This is a genomic window from Kitasatospora sp. NPDC088548 (assembly GCF_044753005.1).
Classification (GTDB): Bacteria; Actinomycetota; Actinomycetes; order Streptomycetales; family Streptomycetaceae; genus Kitasatospora.
Window position 1 is genome coordinate 83159 of the sequence record NZ_JBIVMI010000010.1, and the last position, 17950, is coordinate 101108.

At 74.6% G+C, this 17950-nt stretch carries 18 protein-coding genes; 9 read left to right on the plus strand and 9 right to left on the minus strand.

Annotation, left to right across the window (positions count from 1 at the left end; genetic code table 11):
• Positions 1-57 precede the first annotated feature (57 nt).
• On the plus strand, positions 58-426 hold the full coding sequence (locus tag ACIP82_RS15255; protein ID WP_400653690.1) for a hypothetical protein: 369 nt from the start codon (positions 58-60) through the stop codon (positions 424-426).
• Between the two features lie 95 nt (positions 427-521).
• Here the strand turns inward: ACIP82_RS15255 and ACIP82_RS15260 are convergent, their stop codons facing one another.
• On the minus strand, positions 522-1190 hold the full coding sequence (locus ACIP82_RS15260; RefSeq protein ID WP_363612594.1) for a hypothetical protein: 669 nt from the start codon (positions 1188-1190) through the stop codon (positions 522-524).
• A gap of 168 nt (positions 1191-1358) precedes the next feature.
• Between ACIP82_RS15260 and ACIP82_RS15265 the strand changes: the two genes are divergently transcribed.
• The 3 genes from ACIP82_RS15265 (at position 1359) to ACIP82_RS15275 (ending at position 3487) form a co-directional block, all read left to right on the plus strand.
• Complete coding sequence (locus tag ACIP82_RS15265; protein WP_363612592.1) at positions 1359-1706, plus strand: PadR family transcriptional regulator; 348 nt, start codon at positions 1359-1361, stop codon at positions 1704-1706.
• A 14-nt stretch (positions 1707-1720) separates the two neighbouring features.
• Positions 1721-2659, plus strand: coding sequence for a hypothetical protein (locus ACIP82_RS15270; protein ID WP_400653691.1), 939 nt, complete (start codon positions 1721-1723; stop codon positions 2657-2659).
• A gap of 141 nt (positions 2660-2800) precedes the next feature.
• A complete protein-coding gene (locus ACIP82_RS15275) occupies positions 2801-3487 on the plus strand; it encodes a copper homeostasis protein CutC (protein ID WP_400653692.1) in 687 nt (228 codons plus the stop codon).
• A 90-nt stretch (positions 3488-3577) separates the two neighbouring features.
• Here ACIP82_RS15275 and ACIP82_RS15280 read toward each other — a convergent pair whose 3' ends face one another.
• Positions 3578-5629 carry a HelD family protein gene (locus ACIP82_RS15280; RefSeq protein WP_400653693.1) on the minus strand — a complete coding sequence of 684 codons (2052 nt, stop codon included), beginning with the start codon at positions 5627-5629 and terminating at the stop codon, positions 3578-3580.
• 301 nt (positions 5630-5930) lie between these two features.
• On the opposite strand from ACIP82_RS15280, the gene ACIP82_RS15285 reads away from it, so the two are divergent.
• Complete coding sequence (locus ACIP82_RS15285) at positions 5931-6143, plus strand: hypothetical protein (RefSeq protein ID WP_363612584.1); 213 nt, start codon at positions 5931-5933, stop codon at positions 6141-6143.
• Between the two features lie 35 nt (positions 6144-6178).
• Here the strand turns inward: ACIP82_RS15285 and ACIP82_RS15290 are convergent, their stop codons facing one another.
• Positions 6179-7816, minus strand: a complete 1638-nt coding sequence (locus ACIP82_RS15290) for a DNA repair helicase XPB (protein ID WP_363612582.1) — start codon at positions 7814-7816, stop codon at positions 6179-6181.
• Positions 7817-8084: 268 nt separating this feature from the next.
• Between ACIP82_RS15290 and ACIP82_RS15295 the strand changes: the two genes are divergently transcribed.
• Complete coding sequence (locus tag ACIP82_RS15295; RefSeq protein WP_363612580.1) at positions 8085-8333, plus strand: hypothetical protein; 249 nt, start codon at positions 8085-8087, stop codon at positions 8331-8333.
• Between the two features lie 70 nt (positions 8334-8403).
• Here ACIP82_RS15295 and ACIP82_RS15300 read toward each other — a convergent pair whose 3' ends face one another.
• On the minus strand, positions 8404-10911 hold the full coding sequence (locus ACIP82_RS15300; protein WP_363612578.1) for a helicase C-terminal domain-containing protein: 2508 nt from the start codon (positions 10909-10911) through the stop codon (positions 8404-8406).
• 304 nt (positions 10912-11215) lie between these two features.
• Between ACIP82_RS15300 and ACIP82_RS15305 the strand changes: the two genes are divergently transcribed.
• Complete coding sequence (locus ACIP82_RS15305) at positions 11216-11908, plus strand: hypothetical protein (protein WP_363612576.1); 693 nt, start codon at positions 11216-11218, stop codon at positions 11906-11908.
• A gap of 100 nt (positions 11909-12008) precedes the next feature.
• Here ACIP82_RS15305 and ACIP82_RS15310 read toward each other — a convergent pair whose 3' ends face one another.
• The 4 genes from ACIP82_RS15310 to ACIP82_RS15325 all read right to left on the minus strand — a co-directional run bounded on the left by ACIP82_RS15310 (position 12009) and on the right by ACIP82_RS15325 (position 16026).
• Complete coding sequence (locus tag ACIP82_RS15310) at positions 12009-12977, minus strand: iron-siderophore ABC transporter substrate-binding protein (protein WP_363612574.1); 969 nt, start codon at positions 12975-12977, stop codon at positions 12009-12011.
• A 126-nt stretch (positions 12978-13103) separates the two neighbouring features.
• Positions 13104-13955, minus strand: coding sequence for an ABC transporter ATP-binding protein (locus ACIP82_RS15315; protein ID WP_400653694.1), 852 nt, complete (start codon positions 13953-13955; stop codon positions 13104-13106).
• Positions 13955-15001 carry a FecCD family ABC transporter permease gene (locus ACIP82_RS15320; RefSeq protein WP_400653695.1) on the minus strand — a complete coding sequence of 349 codons (1047 nt, stop codon included), beginning with the start codon at positions 14999-15001 and terminating at the stop codon, positions 13955-13957. The genes ACIP82_RS15315 and ACIP82_RS15320 overlap by 1 nt, the downstream gene beginning before the upstream one ends.
• Positions 14998-16026, minus strand: coding sequence for an iron ABC transporter permease (locus tag ACIP82_RS15325; protein ID WP_363612568.1), 1029 nt, complete (start codon positions 16024-16026; stop codon positions 14998-15000). The genes ACIP82_RS15320 and ACIP82_RS15325 overlap by 4 nt, the downstream gene beginning before the upstream one ends.
• A 101-nt stretch (positions 16027-16127) precedes the next feature.
• Here ACIP82_RS15325 and ACIP82_RS15330 point away from each other — a divergent pair, with 101 nt between their 5' ends.
• Entirely contained in the window at positions 16128-16763 is a 636-nt protein-coding gene (locus ACIP82_RS15330) for an HAD family hydrolase (protein ID WP_400653696.1), read from the plus strand.
• Positions 16764-16794: 31 nt separating this feature from the next.
• Here the strand turns inward: ACIP82_RS15330 and ACIP82_RS15335 are convergent, their stop codons facing one another.
• Positions 16795-17025 (minus strand): hypothetical protein, encoded by a 231-nt coding sequence (locus ACIP82_RS15335; protein ID WP_400653697.1) that lies wholly within the window; start codon positions 17023-17025, stop codon positions 16795-16797.
• A 498-nt stretch (positions 17026-17523) separates the two neighbouring features.
• Here ACIP82_RS15335 and ACIP82_RS15340 point away from each other — a divergent pair, with 498 nt between their 5' ends.
• Positions 17524-17907 (plus strand): cold-shock protein, encoded by a 384-nt coding sequence (locus ACIP82_RS15340; RefSeq protein ID WP_363607905.1) that lies wholly within the window; start codon positions 17524-17526, stop codon positions 17905-17907.
• Positions 17908-17950: the final 43 nt, after the last annotated feature.

Below are 17950 nucleotides of genomic sequence, written 5' to 3' on the forward strand. Positions count from 1 at the left end.
CATGGGCGGTTCCCTCCGGGGAGCCGCCCATGCGGCGTTCTGCGGGAGAATGGACGGATGGCTTCCACCGGTGACACCGCTGACATCGAGACCGCCCTGCACAACGCGCGGGCGCTGATCCTCGCCGACCTCTCCGCCCGGGACGTGGCGGACGCCGCCGTGGTGTCGCTGGTGGAGAACGCCGTGACACACCGGCGCTGGTGGCTGGAGCAGTGGCCGGACGGCGCCGAGTACGTGCTCGGGCTGGTCGCCCAGGACGTCCAGGACGCGCTGCTGGAGGAGTACGGGCGGTGGCCGCTGTGCACCGCGTGCGCGGCGGACGGGGACCCGCACGCGCTCGGCGTGGAGCCGGAGCTCGGGCCCGAGCCGCACTGGGTGTGCGGCAAGGAGGGGGCGGTGGTGTCGCCCGTCGGCCGGCTGTCGTAGACCGCGCCCGGCCGGGACCGCTTTCGGCCGCCGTCGCGCTCCGGGGCGCGACGGCGGCCCTTGTGCCGCCCGGGGCGTTCGCGGTCCGTGGCGTCCTACTCGGAGCCCTCCAGGAGGCCGAGTTCGGCGGCCAGGTTGGCTCGGGCGGGGGCGTCGAAGCGTTCGCGGGCGGCTGGGGTGCGGTAGAGCGCGGGGAGCGCGAGGAGCCGGCGCAGGACCGCCGCGCGCCCGGCCCGGAAGTCCGGCTCGGGGACGAAGGCGTACTCCGCGCGTACGGCGGCCGCGTACGCCGCGTACGCCTCGGGGGTGCCGCCGAGGACGGCGAGGTCCGCGTCACAGAGCACCTCGCCGTCCCGGTCGCCGGGGGCGGGGCGGTGGGTGGTGGTCAGCCGGACCAGCCGCGCGACCTCGGCCACCCGGGCGGCCGGCAGAGCGGCCTCGGTGAGCGCCCGGACGGCGAGGGCCGCGCTGCGCTCCTCGTTCTCGGAGCGGTCGGGGCGGTAGACGGCGTCGTGGAACCAGGCGGCCAGCCGGACGGTGTCCGGTGCGTCGGCGTGTCCGGCGAGCGTGTCGACGTGGCCCAGCACCGCCCGCAGGTGATCGGTGGTGTGGTAGCGGCGCTGCGGCTCGGCCCAGCGGCGCAGCAGCTCGCGCCCGTACGGTTCGGGGTCGGTGCCGGTGCCGCAGCGGTGCAGCAGGGCGGTCCAGTCGGCGAGCAGATCGGCGGCGGCGGGCGGGCCGGCGGCGGCGGACGTGTTCGGCATGGGGTTCATTGTGCTGGCCCGGGCGGACGGTGTGGCCGGGGCGTCGGGATCGGTCGGGTCGTCCTGATCAGTCTGGGCGTCCGGGTCGGGCGGGTCGGGCGGGTCGGGCGGGTCGGCCGGTGGGAGTTCCACTGGACCTATATGTAGGTTAGCGATATATGTAGTCCTATGACAGAACGTGCGATGCAGGAGCCCACGCTGCTTCTGCTCACGGCATTGGCCGACGCCCCACGGCACGGCTACGCGCTCATCCAGGAGGTCGCCGCGATCTCCGGCGGCCGGGTCACGATGCGGACGGGCACGCTCTACGGCGCCCTCGACCGGTTGCTGCAGCAGGGGCTGATCGAGGTCGCGGCCGAGGAGGTGGTGGACGGCCGGGCCCGGCGCTCGTACGCGCTGACCGGGGCCGGCCGCGCCGCCCTGGCCGGTGAGGCCGAACGGCTGCGTGCCGTCGCCACCGAGGCCGAGCGGCGCCTCGCCGTTGTCCGACCGAGGGTCAGGGGGACCTTCACATGACCACACCCACCGTCATGACCACACAGACGGTCGTCCTGCGGGTCGCGCTCCAGCTCTACCCGGCCCGCTACCGCCGCGAGCGCGGCGACGAACTGGCCGCGGTCTTCGCCGACACCACGGCCGAGGCGGGCAGGCAGGCGCTGGCCCGGGAGGCGCTCGACCTCGCCGCGTACGGCCTGCGGGTGCGGACCAGGCTGACCTCCAGCTCCCTCGGCGGGCGGCTGCTCGGGGCGGCCGCGCCACTGATCGCGGCCGCGGTCGCGGGGGCGAGTCTGTCGCCGTGGTTCAGCGATGTGGACGCCGTCGCCTGGAACTTCGCCGGGGAGACGAGCCTGGGCCGGGCGATCATGATCGCGCAGCCGGTGGTGGCGCTCCTGCTGGCCCTCGCCGCGATGGTGGGGAGCTGGACGGTGGCGCGGATCTTCGCGGTGGGGGTGGTGGTCACCGGGCTGCTCGGCATGAGGGACGCGTTCGCGCCGGAGGCCACGGGCTGGTGGTGGACCCTCTACACGGGCACCTCGGTCGTGCCGTTCGTGCTCTCCGGGCTGCTGGTCATCGCCGCGCCACGGGACCTGCTGAGCCGCCCGACGGGGTGGCCGCGCGCGCTGATGGCGGCGTCGGCGGTCCTGGGCGGACTCATGGTCGCGGCCCAGGGGAACTACGACACCCGCTACCTGATGAACGCCCCGTGGTCGACCGTTCTGGTGGTCGTTCCGCTGTTCCTGGTGCTCACCGTGGTGCGCGGCTGGCTGCTGCCCGCCGCGGCGGGGCTCGCGATGCTGCCGCTGAGTGCGGCCTTCAGCGTGTTCAGCCTCTGGGAGGAGGCCGGCGGTATCTGGCGGCTGCTCCCGGTCGGTACGGCGGCGGTGGCGCTGATGCTGGCGGCGGTTCTGGTCAAGCGGCGGCGCGGCGGCGTTCCCCCGGGTACGGAGGGATGGCGCACCGCGATCTGATCGGACCGGGCCGGGCCGCCGCCGGGTGGCCCGGCCCGGCGGCGTGACGACCGGAGGACGGGCCGCGACCGGAGGGCAGGTCCCGGCCAAACGGCCGCAGGGGGCTCGCCGGGGGGCCGCGGGATGTGGCAGTCTACCGATATGTCTAGACCAATTCTCGAAGTCATCGCGCTGACGCACCAGGACGCCCAGGCCGCCGAGTCGGGCGGCGCCGACCGGCTCGAACTGGTCACCGACATGGCCGCCGACGGGCTCACCCCGTCGGTCGAGGACTTCGCCAAGATCCGCGCGGCGGTGGACATCCCGCTGCGCGTGATGCTGCGGATCCGGGACGGCTTCGCGCCGGGCGACCTGGACGAGCTGCGCGCCCGCGCGGCCGCGCTCCGGGCCGAGGGCGCCGACGAGTTCGTCCTCGGCTTCCTGGACGCCGACGGCGCCGTCGACCTGGCCGCCACCGAGGCCGTCGCCGAGGCCGTGGCGGGCTGCCGCTGGACGTTCCACCGGGCGATCGACCACAGCGCCGACCGCGCCGCCGTGCGCGCCGCCGTCGGCGCGCTGCCCGGGCTGGACACCTTCCTGACGTCCGGTGCGGTCGGCGGCGTGGACGCGGGCCGGGAGGTGCTGCTGGCGGAGCTGGCCGCGGCCGGGAAGCCCGGTTACGGCCAGCGGATCCTGATCGGCGGCGGGCTGCGGGCCGAGCACCTGCCGAGCCTGCGGGCGGCCGGCTTCGACGCCTTCCACGTCGGTGGCGCGGTGCGCGTCGACGGGTGGCAGTCGCCGGTGGACGCGGGCAGGGTCGCCGAGTGGCGGGCGCTGATCGACGGCTGAGGGGTGGGTGACGAGTGACAACTGACAGATAACAGACTCTGTTATCTGTCAGTTGTCACTCGTCGTTCGTTGTCCGTCGCCCCGCTGTCGTCAGCGCAGCTGTTCGGGCAGCGGTTCGGCGTGCAGCACCGTGAGCCCCGAGACGGCGCGGGTGAGCGCCACGTACAGGCGCCGCAGGCCGGTCCGCCGGTCGGGCTCGCCGGCGATCACGGCGGCCGGCTCGTCGAGCACCACGTAGTCGTACTCCAGGCCCTTGGCCAGCGAGGCCGGGACGAGGGTCAGCCGGGCCTCCGCGCTGGTCTCGGCGCCGGGGGAGAGGTGCGGCAGACCTGCGGCGGCCAGCGCCTCGGCGAGCAGTGGGACGCGCTCGTCGGCGGCGATCAGGCCGGTCGAGCCCTCGTGCTCCAGCGCCCGGTGACAGGCCGCGATCACCGCCTCCGCCAGCACGCCCCGCTCGACCTGGCGAATCGTCAGCGATCCGGGCGCCTCGCGGACCGAACTGGCCGGAGCCAGGCCCGGGGCGATCGCGGGCAGCAGCCGGGAGGCGTACGCGATGACCTCCTCCGGCACCCGGAAGCCCTTGGTCAACTCCTCGATGTGGGCGGCGGGTTTGCCCAGGTGGTGCAGGGCGTCCGGCCAACTGGCCGTCGCCCAGGGGGTGGTGCCCTGGGCGAGGTCGCCGAGGACGGTCGCCGAGCCGGTGGTGCAGCGGCGGCCGACCGCGCGGTACTGCATCGGGGAGAGGTCCTGCGCCTCGTCCAGCACCACGTGGCCCAGCGAGGGGGTGCGCTGCACCAGGTCGGTGGCCTCGTCGACCAGGACGGCGTCGGCGGCCGTCCAGCGGGCGGTCTTCACCGAGCGGCCGGGCCTGGGCCAGAGCACCGTCCGCTGCTCCTCGGGGGTGAGGACGCCGTCCGCGCACTCGGCCAGGAACTCCGGTTCGGAGAGCAGCCGCAGGACCAGCTTGGCCGGTTCGACCAGCGGCCAGCACTGCTTGACCACCGCCTTGACCGCCGGGTTGCGGGCCACCGCGTCCTGCACCCGGTCGTCGGGGGCCTCGCCGCCCTGCTCCATCTTCAGCAGCACGGTGTGCGCGATCCGCTGCGGCAGCGCGTCCCTGGCGGCACCGTAGCGGATCGCGCGGCCCTTCAACTCCTCGATGATCTCGACCAGTTCGTAGGCCGGTACGCGCCAGCGCCGGGAGCCGCGGACCACCACGCAGGGCTCGGTGGGCAGCGTGATGCCCGAGCGCACGGCCCGGCGCAGCACCTCGGCCATCCGGGCGTCGCCCTTCAGCCGGGCCGCCTCCGCGGTGTCCTCGCCCCGGACCTCGACATGCGCGACCAGCTGCTGCACGGTGGCCTGCGCCACCTCCAGCTCGCCCAGGGCGGGCAGCACCTGCTCGATGTAGGAGAGGAAGGCGTTGTTCGGGCCGATGACCAGCGTGCCGGTCCGGGCGAGGCGCTCGCGGTGCGCGTACAGGAGATAGGCGACACGGTGCAGGCCGACGGCGGTCTTCCCGGTGCCGGGGGCGCCCTGGACGCAGACCGTGCCGCTGATGTCGGCACGGACGATCTCGTCCTGCTCGGGCTGGATGGTGGCGACGATGTCGCGCATCGGCCCGACGCGGGGCTTCTCGATCTCGGCGGCGAGCAGGGCGGAGGCGGTGTCCGACTCGGCGGGGTCGGTGAGGTGCTCGTCCTCGTAGGCGGTCAGCTCGCCGCCGGTGTAGCCGAAGCGGCGGCGCCGCTCGACGTCCATCGGCGCGGTCCGGCTGGCCCGGTAGAACGGCTGGGAGACCGGCGCGCGCCAGTCGATCACCATCGGGTCGCCGTCGGCGTCGTGGACGTGCCGCCGGCCGATGTAGAAGTTCTCCCCTCCACTGCCTTCGGACAGCTCCTCGCTGATCGCGTGCAGGTAGTCGAGGCGGCCGAAGAACAGCGGGGTGTGCGAGAGGTCGGCCAGGGCGGCGATCCGGGCCTCGATCTGCTTCTGGAGGACGATGGCGGTGACCCAGGTGCCGGTCACGTCGCGGATGTCCAGCGACTGGACGTCCTCGCGCATCGCTCGCAGCGCGGCCCTGGAGGCGGCCAGATGGTCGCGTTCGCGCTGGAGGGGGTCGGTGGTGGGGGTGGCGGGCACAGCGAACCTTCCCGGCTGCCCCGGAAGCGGGCGCAGCGGATCGTTGGAGCTCACAGTGGGTACAGCCGACCGGTTGCCGAACGGTCGGCGCCTCCCCCGGCTGCCTGCGGGACTCAGCAGGTACCACGGTTCGGGAGGGGGCAGACGAACGATCCTAGACCCGGTGGTCCCACGGTTCCACCCCCGGTTTCCCCGGACGGGGCCCTCAGGGCCTCCGTACATCGGGAGGACGACCTCCGTCCTGCCGGATACGGCCTTTGGGGTGATGTGTCCGGCGCGCCCGGGTTCTACCGTTGAAGACATGAGCACCGTACACATCACGGCGCCCCGGGCAGCGGCCACGACCCCCCGGGTGCCGACCCAGAAGTCCGTCGCCCGCCCCGCCGGAGCGACCGCCGCGACCGTCCCCGGCCGCCGCCGCAACCCGCTGGCCAGGGCCGTCCGCAACGTCGGCATCGCCCTGGACACCGCCGCGCGCGTGGTCTTCCTCGGGCGCGACGGCGTCGGGTACTGATCCTCGGCGGGTACGGACCGGCGGGTACGGACCCGCTAGAGCACGTCGTCCGCGTCGATGATGCGGTAGGCGTAGCCCTGTTCGGCCAGGAAGCGCTGGCGGTGGGCGGCGAAGTCCTGGTCGACGGTGTCGCGGGCCACCACGGAGTAGAAGTGGGCCGCGTGGCCGTCGGCCTTGGGGCGCAGGACGCGGCCGAGGCGCTGGGCCTCCTCCTGGCGGGAGCCGAAGGTGCCGGAGACCTGGATGGCGACGGTCGCCTCGGGCAGGTCGATGGAGAAGTTGGCGACCTTGGAGACCACCAGGACGCTGATCTCCTTGTTCCGGAAGGCCTCGAAGAGCTTCTCCCGCTGGGCGTTGCTGGTCTCGCCCTTGATCACCGGGGCGTCCAGGACCTCGCCGAGCTCGTCGAGCTGGTCGATGTACTGGCCGATGATCAGCGTCTGGTCCTTCTCGTGCTTCTTGACCAGGGCCTCCACCACCCGACGCTTGGTCGCCGTGGTGGCGCAGAAGCGGTAGCGCTCCTCGGGCTCGGCGGTGGCGTAGGCGAGCCGCTCGGTGTCGGTCAGGGTGACGCGGACCTCGCAGCAGTCGGCGGGCGCGATGTAGCCCTGCGCCTCGATCTCCTTCCAGGGCGCGTCGAAGCGCTTGGGGCCGATGAGCGAGAAGACGTCGCCCTCGCGGCCGTCCTCGCGGACCAGGGTGGCGGTCAGACCGAGGCGGCGACGGGCCTGGAGGTCGGCGGTGAACTTGAAGACGGGCGCGGGCAGCAGGTGCACCTCGTCGTAGACCACCAGGCCCCAGTTGCGGGCGTCGAAGAGCTCCAGGTGGGCGTAGACGCCCTTCCGCTTGGTGGTCATCACCTGGTACGTGGCGATGGTGACCGGGCGGATCTCCTTCTTCGTCCCGCTGTACTCGCCGATCTCGTCCTCGGTGAGCGAGGTGCGCTTGACCAGTTCGTGCTTCCACTGCCGGGCCGAGACGGTGTTGGTGACCAGGATCAGGGTGGTCGACTTGGCCTCGGCCATGGCCGCCGCGCCGACCAGCGTCTTGCCGGCGCCGCAGGGCAGGACGACGACGCCGGAGCCGCCGTGCCAGAAGCCCTCGACGGCCTGGGCCTGGTACGGGCGCAGCTGCCAGCCGTTCTGGTCGAGCTCGATGGGGTGCGCCTCGCCGTCCACGTACCCGGCGAAGTCCTCGGCGGGCCAGCCGAGTTTGAGCAGCACCTGCTTGATCTGGCCGCGCTCGGACGGGTGGACGACGACGGTGTCGGGGTCGATCCGGGCGCCGACCAGCGGGGCGATCTTCTTGGAGCGCAGCACCTCCTCCAGCACCGGCCGGTCGGTGCTGGTGAGCACCAGGCCGTGGGTCGGGTGCTTGGAGAGCCGGAGCCGTCCGTAGCGGGCCATGGTGTCGGCCACGTCCACGAGCAGTGCGTGCGGTACCGGGTAGCGCGAGTACGTCACCAGGGCGTCGACCACCTGCTCGGCGTCGTGCCCGGCCGCGCGGGCGTTCCAGAGCCCGAGCGGGGTGATCCGGTAGGTGTGCACGTGCTCGGGGGCGCGTTCGAGTTCGGCGAACGGCGCGATGGTGCGGCGGCAGTCGGCGGCCTTGGGGTGGTCGATCTCCAGGAGAAGAGTTTTGTCGCTCTGGACGATGAGCGGTCCGTCGTTCACGCGGGGAAGCCCTCCACTGGCTGACACTGACAGGCTGGACTGATGACCGGCCGACCGGCCGGGTCGACCGGTTGGTCTGACCGGTTGGTCTGACCGGTTGGTCTGACCGGCTGGTCCGACGCAGACCCTCCAGTGTCGCGCATTTCGTGGCGGACGCGGGCGGCCACCGTGATTCGGCCGCCTTCGAGGGGCCGGAGCCGCTGTCCGCCGCCCGGGCGGTCGGTGGGCCGGGCGGTGACCGGGGGGCCGCTCCGTCGTTGAGCCGGGCATGAACAAGTCGAAGCGCGTCCTCACAGCCCTCGCCCTCGCCGGTACGGCCTTCGCCGCCACCGCCTCCTCCGCCGGTTCCGCCCACGCCCTCGCGGGCCTCGGCGAGACCGGCGGCCCGTTCGCGGCCGGCGGGTTCCTGCTCGCCGATCTGGTCAGCGGCGGCAGCCTGCCGGTCGGCCAGAGCGAGATCGGCACGCTGGCCGATCAGGCGATCAAGGAGAAGATGCAGCAGGGGCAGGCGCACTGACCCGCTGCGGTGAGCAGGGCCCGCCCCGGGGAGCGGGCTCCGTCCCGGCGGCCGGGCTCCGTTCCGGCGGTCAGGCGGAGTCCTCCAGTTCGGCCACGCCGGTGATCCGGTGGAGGGCGAAGGTGCGGAGTTCGTCGGCGTGGTGGTCGAAGGCGGTGACGTAGCCGCCTTCGACCTTCACCGGGTCGATGATGCGCTGGCTGGCGAGGCCCTCGGCGTTGAGGTAGCCGATCCACATCCGCTCGCCGAGCAGGACGGCGGTCTGCAGGGCGGCGAGGGTCTCGGCCGCGGCGGTGCGCGGCAGCTGCCGCGGGTCGGGGGTGGGCTCGCGGCGGATGGCGGTGGCGGCGCGGTCGCCGGCCCGGATGGCCTTGATGGCGGCCGCGAGGAGAGTGTCGTCGGGCGTGGGCGGGCCGTCGGGGACGGGGACGGGGGCCGCGCGCGGCGGGGTGCGGTGGCGGTCCGGGCGGGTGATCAGGACATCGCCCTCGGCCGACTCGGCGGCGGGCGCGTAGCCCATGGTGCGCAGGGCGGCGAGCAGGACGTCGGGGGCGGCCTGGGAGGCCAGGACGGTGGGGGCGAGCAGGCGCAGCCGCAGATCGACGGAGCGCCGGTCGGCCAGCACCTCGGCGAGCAGCGCCGGGTCGTCGCAGCGCAGGTACGAGGAGGCGGCGCCGACCCGCAGCACGCCGTGCCGGCGGGCGACGTCGTCGATCAGATAGGTGAGCGGCTGGGGTACGGGCGTGCGGGAGTGCTGCTCCAGGAAGACCTGCAGGTCGGCGGCGGTGCGGCCGGCGTCGAGCGCGCGGCGGACGGACTCCGGGGTGAACCGGTAGACGGTGGCGCCGCCCTTGGACTCGATGTCGGCGCAGAGCGCGAGGGCCTGGCCGAGCGGGGCGAGCAGCGGGCCGGGGGCGATCGCGGTGAGGTCCGGCTGGAGGATGACGTGGTCCAGCGGGCGCGGCAGCAGCGGGGCGAGCACCTCGGCCGGGTCGGCCTCGGCGGTCAGCAGGGCGCGGGCGGGGGCGGCGAGGGCGCCGCGGCCGGTGACACCGAGGAGTTCGGCCTCGGCGAGGGTCCAGGCGGTGAGGTCGTCGCGCAGATCGCGGCCCTCGCCGGTGGCCGGGCCGCCGCGCAGCGGGCGCTGCCAGCGCAGGGTGGGCAGCAGTTCGTCGGCGGTGGCGGGGGTGCCGGGCGGCAGTTCGGCGAGCAGGGCGAGAGTGGCCCGGCGGACGGACGGGGCGAGGGTGCGGTCGAGTTCGGGGCCGAGCGCGGCCCGCGGCTTGCCCTTGCCGTCCGGGCTGCCGGTGAGGGCGGCGACGCGGGTGGCGGTGAGCCAGCAGCCGGCCAGCCGGGCCCAGCGTCCGGCGGTGTCCTGCTGGAGCCAGGCGTCGTACCCGGGGGTGGGGGCCCAGCGTTCGTCGGCCTCACCGTCGGGGGCCAGCAGGCCCGCGGTGTAGGCGAGTTCGAGCCAGAAGGCGGCCTGGCGCTCGGTGGTTTCGAGGGCCTGGGCGGTGCGCTTGAGGTCGCGGACGCCGACGCCGCCGGCCCGCAGGGTGGCGGGCGGGGTGAGGCCCCAGAGGTCGAGCAGTTCCTCGACGATCCGGACGGCGGTGTGGGCCTGGCCGGCGGCGGCACTGTCCACAGCCTGTGGATCGCGCGGTGGAGCGTCGGGTACGGGCTCGGGCTGGACCGGTTCGGTCATGCGGTGGGTGCGGCCGCCGCGCAGGTGCAGAGCGAGTTCGCGGGGCAGCACGACGCTGCCGGGGCTGGTGGGCAGCAGCAGACCGCGGGCGAGCAGCCACTCGACCGGGCTCTGCGCGTCCTCGGCGGTGACCGGGCGGGTGGCGTCCGGGACGGTCCCGGTGGGCGGGCCCCAGACCAGGCGGTCCAGCAGGCGCAGGGCCGGTTCGGGGGCGCCGGCGAGCAGGGCGTCGCAGCGGGCGCGGTCGGTGAGCAGCGCGGTGAGCGCGGCGACGGCGGTGACCGGGTCGGGGGTCGCGGGCAGGCCGGCGGAGGCGAGTAGTTGCTGCAGCCGGGCCGGGGACATTCCGGGCGTGGCCTCGGCGAGGGTCGGGCCGAGGCCGGTGCGGCCGGGGTTGGCGGCGGTCGGGGTGAGGGCCTCGCGGACCGCGATGACCAGGCGCAGTCCGTTGTCGGGGCCCCAGAGCAGGGCGCGGTCGCGCAGTGTGGCGAGGGCCCGGGGGAGGGCGGCGGCGACGGCGGCGCGGTCGGCGGTGGTGAGCGGGGTGGCGCCGGGGTGCGGCTTCACCTTGGCGGGGCCGGCCAGCAGGGTCCGGACGGTGGCGAGCGACGCGCCGTCGGGGGCGGCGGCCAGGGCCTCGGCGACCTGGAGGGTGAACCGGTCGAGGCGTTCCAGGGCGCGCAGCGCGGAAGCACGGGAGGAGAGCCGGGCGGCGAGCTGGGTGAGGTCGCCGGGGACGGGATTGAGCAGGTCGGGGCGGGACCGGAGCAGGGCGGCGAGGTCGTCGTCGGGGCGGGTGCGGAGCTCCTCGGCGAGGGTGCGGGGGCCGGCGGCGGACTTCCCGGGGCGTTGGGGGCCCTGCGATGTGGTCATTCGACCTAGGTTAGTCGCGTCGGGTGGCGGTGCGGGATGAGTCGCGGGCGGCTGTCGATCATCCGGGCGGCCCGGGCTCGCGTGGGCGGGGGCCGGATGGGTAGCGTCACGATCGGCGGGGACGGGCTCGGGCAAGGCGGGGTGTTGGGTGATGTCGGACGGCGAGTGGTGGCGTAAGCGCGGGCCGTGGAGCGAGCCGCCGGGCGGAGGCGGGCCGGCGGACGGGGACAGTGTGTACGCGGCCGGGCCGCCCGGTGTGCCGGGGATGCCGTCCGTCCCGCCGGCCCCCGCGGCTCCGCCCAGGGTGTCGGAACCGTTCGGCGAGACGTCCGAGGGGCCGCTCGCGGGGTCGTCGGCCGGTGCGGACGCTCCGCCGGCGTCGCAGCTGTACTCGGCGGACCCGGGCGGCTGGGACCTCGTGATGCTCAACTTCTCGGACGCGCCGCAGGCGCCCCCCAAGCCGATCCCGGAACAGCGGACGCCCGCGGAGGACACGCCGGACCCGGCGCCGGCCGAGGAGACGGCAGCGGGGAAGGCGGCGGGGAAGGGCGGGCGCAGGAACAAGAGGAAGGCCAGGGCCAAGTCCGGGAGCGAGGGCGGCGGGGCCCCGGCGGGGGCGCCGCGGCAGAGCGTGCTGGCCGGCCGCCGCCCGTCGCCGTTGCTCCTGCTGTCCTCGGTGACGCTGGTCGGCGGTGCGGTCGTCGGGCTGGTCCCGGCGCTGCTGGTGGGCTGGGCGCTCGGCTACCTGTCCCGTCAACTGACCGACTTCACCCGTAAGTTCGCCATTCTCGGCATTCCGCTGATCACGATGAGCGCGACCACCGTCTGGTTCTGGGGCCGCGCCCAGGGCCGCTGGGGCGAGGCGCTTCAGCCGGGCGAGCAGGTCGGCCAGGTGACCTGGTCCGCGGCCCCCGGGGCGCTGCGGGTGGCGGCGGTGCTCTCCGCGCTGTTCCTGCTCGGGGTGACCATGCGGCGGGCGGCCCGGACGGAGGGCTGAGGCCGGGGCCTCGCGTGCCGCGCCTCCCGGCTGTTCTCGCCGGTCCCCGTCCGCGCCGATCACGGGTGGAGCCGGACGGGCGGCACGCGGCCGGCCAGGCCTACGCCCCCAGAAAGCGCTGGAGCTGGGCGAGGACGAAGTTGGCGCCGGTGTAGCCGATGCCCTGGAACCAGAGCTGGTCGTCGACGGGGAAGGCCCGGTGGGCGTGGACGGCGCCGAGGGCCTGCCAGCCGGGGCTCGCCAGGGTGGCGGTGGTGCCGGCCCGGCCGGGGTTGCCGTAGGTGGCGTAGAGCAGCAGGTCGCCGTCGGCCCTGGCGATCTGGTCCAGGGGGATCTCGATGTCGGCCTGGTCGACGTTCTGGGCGTCCGGGCGGCCGAGTTGGACGTCGGTGAGCAGGGTGCCGGGGAAGCTCTGTTTGCCGTACAGCCGGATGCCGCCGCCCTCGACGAAGCGGACGAGGCTGATCTTCCGGCCGGACGCCTTGGCGCCGGCCAGCGCCTGGATCACCTGGGAGACGTGCCGCTGGTAGGCGCCGGCGAAGGCGGTGGCCGCGTTCTGACGGCTGAGCGCCTGGGCGTGCAACTGGACGTTGGCCTTCCACGGGGCGCCGGTGGTCTGGGTGAGGACGGTGGGGGCGATCTGCCGCAGCGTGTCGTAGCGGTCGCCGTCCCGGGCCTGGTTGGAGAGGATCAGGTCGGGACGCACGGCGCGGATCGCGTCGAGGTCCGGGGCGCCGGGAGCGCCGACCGGGGTGATCCCGGCGACCCGGGAGGCGGGCCAGTAGTCGGGGAACGTGGGGTCGACGGCTGCCCGGGCCGCGCCGACCGGGGTGATGCCGAGGGTCAGCGCGGAGTCGAGTTCGGCGGTGTCCAGGGTGACGACACGCATCGGCGCGCCCGGTACCGTCACCGGGCCCATCGCGGTGTTGACGGTGACGGCGGGCAGCGGGGTGGGGGAGAGGACACCGGCGGCGTTGTCGGCGAGCGGGGTGCCGCGCCGCGCGGTGCACCCGGTGAGGGCGGCGCCGCCGAGCCCGGTGAGCAGGGTACGGCGGGTGATCGGGGGCATCGGCGGTCCTCGGACGGGGGCGAACGGGCGGCGGCGCGTCGATTATGTCCGAAATGATGCTATGCGTCCTCGTCTGCGGCCTGTGGCGCGCCCCCCGCCGGTCGTGCCGTGGCCGTGCCGTGGCCGTCAGGCGTCCGCCTTCACCGCCCACGGCGAGCCCGGGACGACCAGGGGTGTGCCGGTGACCGGGTCCGGCACGACCACCGAGTCCAGCCCGAAGACCTCCCGCACCAGCTCCGCCGTGACGACCTCGCCCGGCGTGCCCTGGGCGACGATCCGCCCGTCCCGCATCGCGACCAGGTGGTCGGCGTACCGGGCGGCCTGGTTGAGGTCGTGCAGCACGGCGACCACCGTCCGGCCGCGTTCGACGTTGAGCCGTCGTACCAGGTCCAGGACCTCGACCTGGTGGGCGATGTCCAGGAAGGTGGTCGGCTCGTCCAGCAGCAGGATGTCGGTGCCCTGGGCGAGCGCCATCGCGATCCAGGCCCGCTGGCGCTGGCCCCCGGAGAGCTCGTCCACACTGCGTTCGGCCAGCTCGGCGGTCGACGTCCGCTCCAGCGCCTCGGCCACCGCCTCCTCGTCCTCCGCCGACCACTGCTGCCACCAGCTCTGGTGCGGCTGGCGGCCGCGCGAGACCAGGTCGGCCACCGAGATGCCCTCGGGCGCGGTCGGGGACTGCGGCAGCAGCCCGATCCGCTGGGCGATCCGCTTGGTGGGGATCCGGGCCAGCTCGGCGCCGTCCAGCAGCACCGCGCCCCGGACGGGCTTCAGCAGCCGGCCGAGCGCGCGCAGCAGGGTGGACTTGCCGCAGGCGTTCGGGCCGACGATCACCGTCACCCTGCCGTCGGGAATCCGCAGGTCCAGCCCCTCGGCGACGGTACGCGCCTCGTAGGCGAGGGTCAGGCCCCGGGCTTCGAGGCGGTGGTCGGGCGCCGGGCCGGTGGGCGCCGGGGCGGCGGGCACCAGGTGATCGGGCATCAGGAACCTCCACGGCGGGATCGGACGAGCAGCCACATCAGGTACGGCGCGCCGACCAGGCCGGTCACCACGCCGACCGGCAGTTCGGTGGGCGCGAGCAGCCGTCGGGCCAGCAGGTCGGCCAGGACGACCACCAGCGCGCCGGTCAGCGCCGAGCAGAGCAGCGGGATCTGCGCCGAGCGGGCCAGCCGCAGGGCGATCTGCGGGGCCATCAGCGCGACGAAGTCCACCGGCCCGGCCGCGCCCGCCGCGCACGAGGCCAGCACGATGCCGAGCAGCGCCATGCCGAGCCGGATCCGGTCCAGCCGCAGGCCGAGCCCGACGGCGGTGGTGTCGTCGAAGGAGATCGAGCGCTGTGCCCGCGCCGCCCAGAGCGCCACCGGGACGGCGGCCAGCAGCACCTGGGCCAGCCAGCCGGCCTGGTCGTAGCCGGAGCCGTTGAGGCTGCCGGTCATCCAGACCTTGGCGGCCTGCGCCTGGAAGCCGTCGCCCTTGGTGAGGAAGACCGAGGTGAGCGAGGAGAGCGCGACGCTGATGCCGATGCCGATCAGTACGAAGCGCTGGGCGTGCAGGCCGCGCCGCCAGGCCAGCGCGTACACCAGCAGGCCGGCCACCAGCCCGCCGGCCACCGCCGCGTAGGGCACCTGGCCGGTGGAGCCGACCACGCCGTACGCCATCAGGCCGACCACCGTGGCGGTGGCGCCCCAGGAGACGCCGACCACGTCTGGGCTGGCCAGCGGGTTGCGGGCGACGGTCTGGATCAGCGCGCCGGCCAGCCCGAGGGCGGTGCCGACCAGCAGACCGACCACCACCCGGGGCAGCCGGAACTCGCCGACCACCAACTGGTGCGCGCTCGGCTGCCCGAGCACCACCTTCACCACCTCGGCGGGCGAGGCGGTGGACTCGCCGAGGCAGAGCGAGGCGACGACGGTGACGGCCAGCGCCAGCAGCAGACCGGTGGCCACGAACGCGGAGCGGCGGTGCAGCAGGAAGGAGGCGCGGCCGGCCCGCAGCACGGTGTACCCCCGCAGCGCGACGGAACTCATGCCGCCACCACCTTCCGGCGGCGGACCAGGGCGACCAGCACCGGCACCCCGACCAGTGCGGTCATCACACCGGCAGGCACCTCGGAGGGCGGGAAGAGCACCCGGCCGAGCGCGTCGGCGAGCAGCAGCAGCGCCGGGCCGAGCACGGCGGAGAAGGCGAGTACCCAGCGGTGGTCGGCGCCGGCCACCGCGCGGGCGGCGTGCGGGACGGCGAGGCCGACGAAGGCGATCGGGCCGGCCGCGGCGACCGCCGAACCGGTCAGCACGGTGGCGCCGAGCGCGCCGACCGCCCGGACCAGCCCGGTCTTCGCGCCGAGCCCCCTGGCGGTGTCGTCGCCGAGCGCCAGCGCGTCCAGCCCGCGCGCCACCGCGAACACCAGCACCGTGCCGACCAGCAGGAACGGCATCAGCTGCCAGGCCACGTCGGCGGTGCGCCCGGAGAGCGAACCGACGTGCCAGAAGCGGAACCGGTCCATGGTGGCCGCGTCGGTGGTGAGCACCAGGGTGTTGAGCGAGGCGATGAACGCGGACATCGCGGAGCCGGCCAGCGCCAGCTTGATCGGGGTCGCCCCGCCCCGCCCGCGCCCCGCCAGCCCGTACACCAGCACGGTGGCGATCACCGCCCCGGCGAAGCCGAACCAGACGTAGCCGGTCAGGGAGGAGATCCCGAACCCGGAGATCGCCACCACCACGCCGGCCGCCGCGCCCTGGCTGACGCCGAGGATGCCCGGGTCGGCGATCGGGTTGCGGGTGATGCCCTGCATGACGGCGCCGGCCAGGCCGAGCGCGGCGCCGACCGCGAGGCCGACCACCGTCCGCGGCACCCGCAGCTCGCGGACGACCACGGCGTTGGTGCTGTCCCCGCCGTGCAGCAGGGCGTCGACGGTCTCACTGAACGGGATGGTGCGGCTGCCGACCGCCAGGCTCAGCAGCACCGCGGCGACCAGCACGGTCAGCGCGGCGGCGAGCCACAGTGCGCGGCGGCGCAGCAGGCGCCGTTTGCCGGGCGCGGTGGTGTCGGTCATGGCTCTCTCTCGCAGATAACTGAGGCAAACCTAAGTTCCGCGGAGAAGCCGGGGCAAATCACCCCCGTGTCCATGGTGGACGGGTTGGATAACCTGGCAGTATGCCCTCGACCCCGCCTGCCGCCCCGCTCACCGTCGGCTTCGACCTCGACATGACGCTGCTCGACACCAGGCTCGGCATCCGGGCCACCTATCTCGCGCTCTCGGCCGAGACCGGCACGTACATCGACGCCGACCTGGTGGTCACCCGGCTCGGCCCGCCGCTCCTGGACGAACTGGGCAACTGGTTCCCGGCCGACCGGCTGCCCGGCATCGCCGACCGCTACCGCACGCTCTACCAGGAGCACGCCTTCGCCCCCACCGTCGCCCTGCCCGGCGCCCACGCGGCGGTCGAGGCGGTCCGCGCGCACGGCGGCCGGGTCGCGGTGATCACGGGCAAGTACGAGCCGAACGCCCGGCTGCACCTGGAGCACGCGGGTCTGCACGCCGACGCGCTGGCCGGCGACCTGTGGGCGGAGACCAAGGGCGACGCGCTGCGCGAGCACGGTGCGACGGTCTACGTCGGCGACCACCTCGGCGACATCCGGGGCGCCCGGCACGCGGACGCGGTCGCGGTGGGCGTGGCCACCGGCCCCTACCGCGCGGACGAACTGCTGGCGGCGGGTGCGGAGGTGGTGCTGGCCGACCTGACGGAGTTCCCGGCCTGGCTGGCCGGGCACCTGGCGGAGACGCTCTAGCGCCAGGGCCGGAGCGGGTGCCGCCGGGCGGTCAGGTCCCGACCCGGCGGCGCTGGGCGCGGGCCGAGAGCAGCAGGCCGGCCAGGGCGAGCAGGAAGCCCAGCGGCATCAGCATGCTCAGCCAGTACGCGGCCGTCGGCAGCGGGGTGAGGTGCAGGAACAGCGGGACGAAGGTGACCAGGGTGGCGAGCGCGCCCAGCCCGAAGACGATCGCTCCGGCCTTGACGTAGGCGTCGCCGTGGTCGGCGCTCTGGCTGCTCACTCTGGTCGCTCCTCTGCGGTCGGTCCTTCCCCCAGTCTGGCAGAGCGCCCGGACCGGTCGGTCGGAGCGTCCGGTCCGACCCGGCAGGGCGTCCGGTCCGACCGGCCCGCGGACCGCTTCGCGGACGGGCGGTCCGGTCACGTTGTGCAGTTTCCCGGCAGCTGGGAGTTTTGATCCCTGTTGAGCGGGGGTATGCAGGCTGTGCCGAGGGGTGCGACAAGTGCGCCCCGTCTCCTCAGACCGGGGGTGTGAGCCAGTGGACTGCGCCGCGTCGCGCCCCGGCCATGCCAGTACCGGGTCACCCGTGGCCGTCAGAGCCCCGCACGGATCTTTCGCGGAACGCGGATGAGGCAGTGACGGACCGTTAGTCTGCTTTCTACAGCGTGCTGACCACGAGCGCCCACCGGGCGTGCACGGAAGGTCGGCCCGCCCTCCCACCACCCAGTGATCCCCGGCCAGGGCCGGGATCCCTCACACCCACATCGAGGACTGTTCGAGATGCCCACCGGCCAGGTCAAGTGGTTCAACGAGACGAAGGGCTTCGGCTTCCTGTCGCGCGACGACGGCGGCGACGTCTTCGTCCACACCAAGGCGCTGCCCGCCGGTGTCACCGCGCTGAAGCCGGGCCAGCGGGTCGAGTTCGGCGTGGTCGCGGGCCACCGGGGCGACCAGGCGATGGCCGTGCAGCTGCTGGACGCACTGCCGTCGGTGGCCGCCGCCCAGCGCAAGAGCGCCGACGACATGGCGCCGATCGTCCAGGACCTGATCACCACGCTGGACGCGGTGCTGCCAGGCCTCCAGCACGGCCGTTACCCGGCCAAGCCGACCGGCCAGAAGCTGGCCGGCCTGCTGCGCGCGGTGGCGGACCAGTTCGACGTGTAGCCCCGCCCGGGCGCCCGGCTGGTCGGGCGCCCGGTCCGTCGGG

Bases quoted from the DNA above. Each gene is read 5' to 3' on its own strand.
- ACIP82_RS15265 (WP_363612592.1), top strand. From the start codon at position 1,359: ATGACAGAACGTGCGATGCAGGAGCCCACGCTGCTTCTGCTCACGGCA.
- ACIP82_RS15295 (WP_363612580.1), top strand. From the start codon at position 8,085: ATGAACAAGTCGAAGCGCGTCCTCACAGCCCTCGCCCTCGCCGGTACG.
- ACIP82_RS15340 (WP_363607905.1), top strand. From the start codon at position 17,524: ATGCCCACCGGCCAGGTCAAGTGGTTCAACGAGACGAAGGGCTTCGGC.
- ACIP82_RS15260 (WP_363612594.1), bottom strand. From the start codon at position 1,190: ATGCCGAACACGTCCGCCGCCGCCGGCCCGCCCGCCGCCGCCGATCTG.
- ACIP82_RS15275 (WP_400653692.1), top strand. From the start codon at position 2,801: ATGTCTAGACCAATTCTCGAAGTCATCGCGCTGACGCACCAGGACGCC.
- ACIP82_RS15255 (WP_400653690.1), top strand. From the start codon at position 58: ATGGCTTCCACCGGTGACACCGCTGACATCGAGACCGCCCTGCACAAC.
- ACIP82_RS15300 (WP_363612578.1), bottom strand. From the start codon at position 10,911: ATGACCACATCGCAGGGCCCCCAACGCCCCGGGAAGTCCGCCGCCGGC.
- ACIP82_RS15325 (WP_363612568.1), bottom strand. From the start codon at position 16,026: ATGACCGACACCACCGCGCCCGGCAAACGGCGCCTGCTGCGCCGCCGC.
- ACIP82_RS15310 (WP_363612574.1), bottom strand. From the start codon at position 12,977: ATGCCCCCGATCACCCGCCGTACCCTGCTCACCGGGCTCGGCGGCGCC.
- ACIP82_RS15330 (WP_400653696.1), top strand. From the start codon at position 16,128: ATGCCCTCGACCCCGCCTGCCGCCCCGCTCACCGTCGGCTTCGACCTC.
- ACIP82_RS15315 (WP_400653694.1), bottom strand. From the start codon at position 13,955: ATGCCCGATCACCTGGTGCCCGCCGCCCCGGCGCCCACCGGCCCGGCG.
- ACIP82_RS15320 (WP_400653695.1), bottom strand. From the start codon at position 15,001: ATGAGTTCCGTCGCGCTGCGGGGGTACACCGTGCTGCGGGCCGGCCGC.
- ACIP82_RS15285 (WP_363612584.1), top strand. From the start codon at position 5,931: ATGAGCACCGTACACATCACGGCGCCCCGGGCAGCGGCCACGACCCCC.
- ACIP82_RS15270 (WP_400653691.1), top strand. From the start codon at position 1,721: ATGACCACACAGACGGTCGTCCTGCGGGTCGCGCTCCAGCTCTACCCG.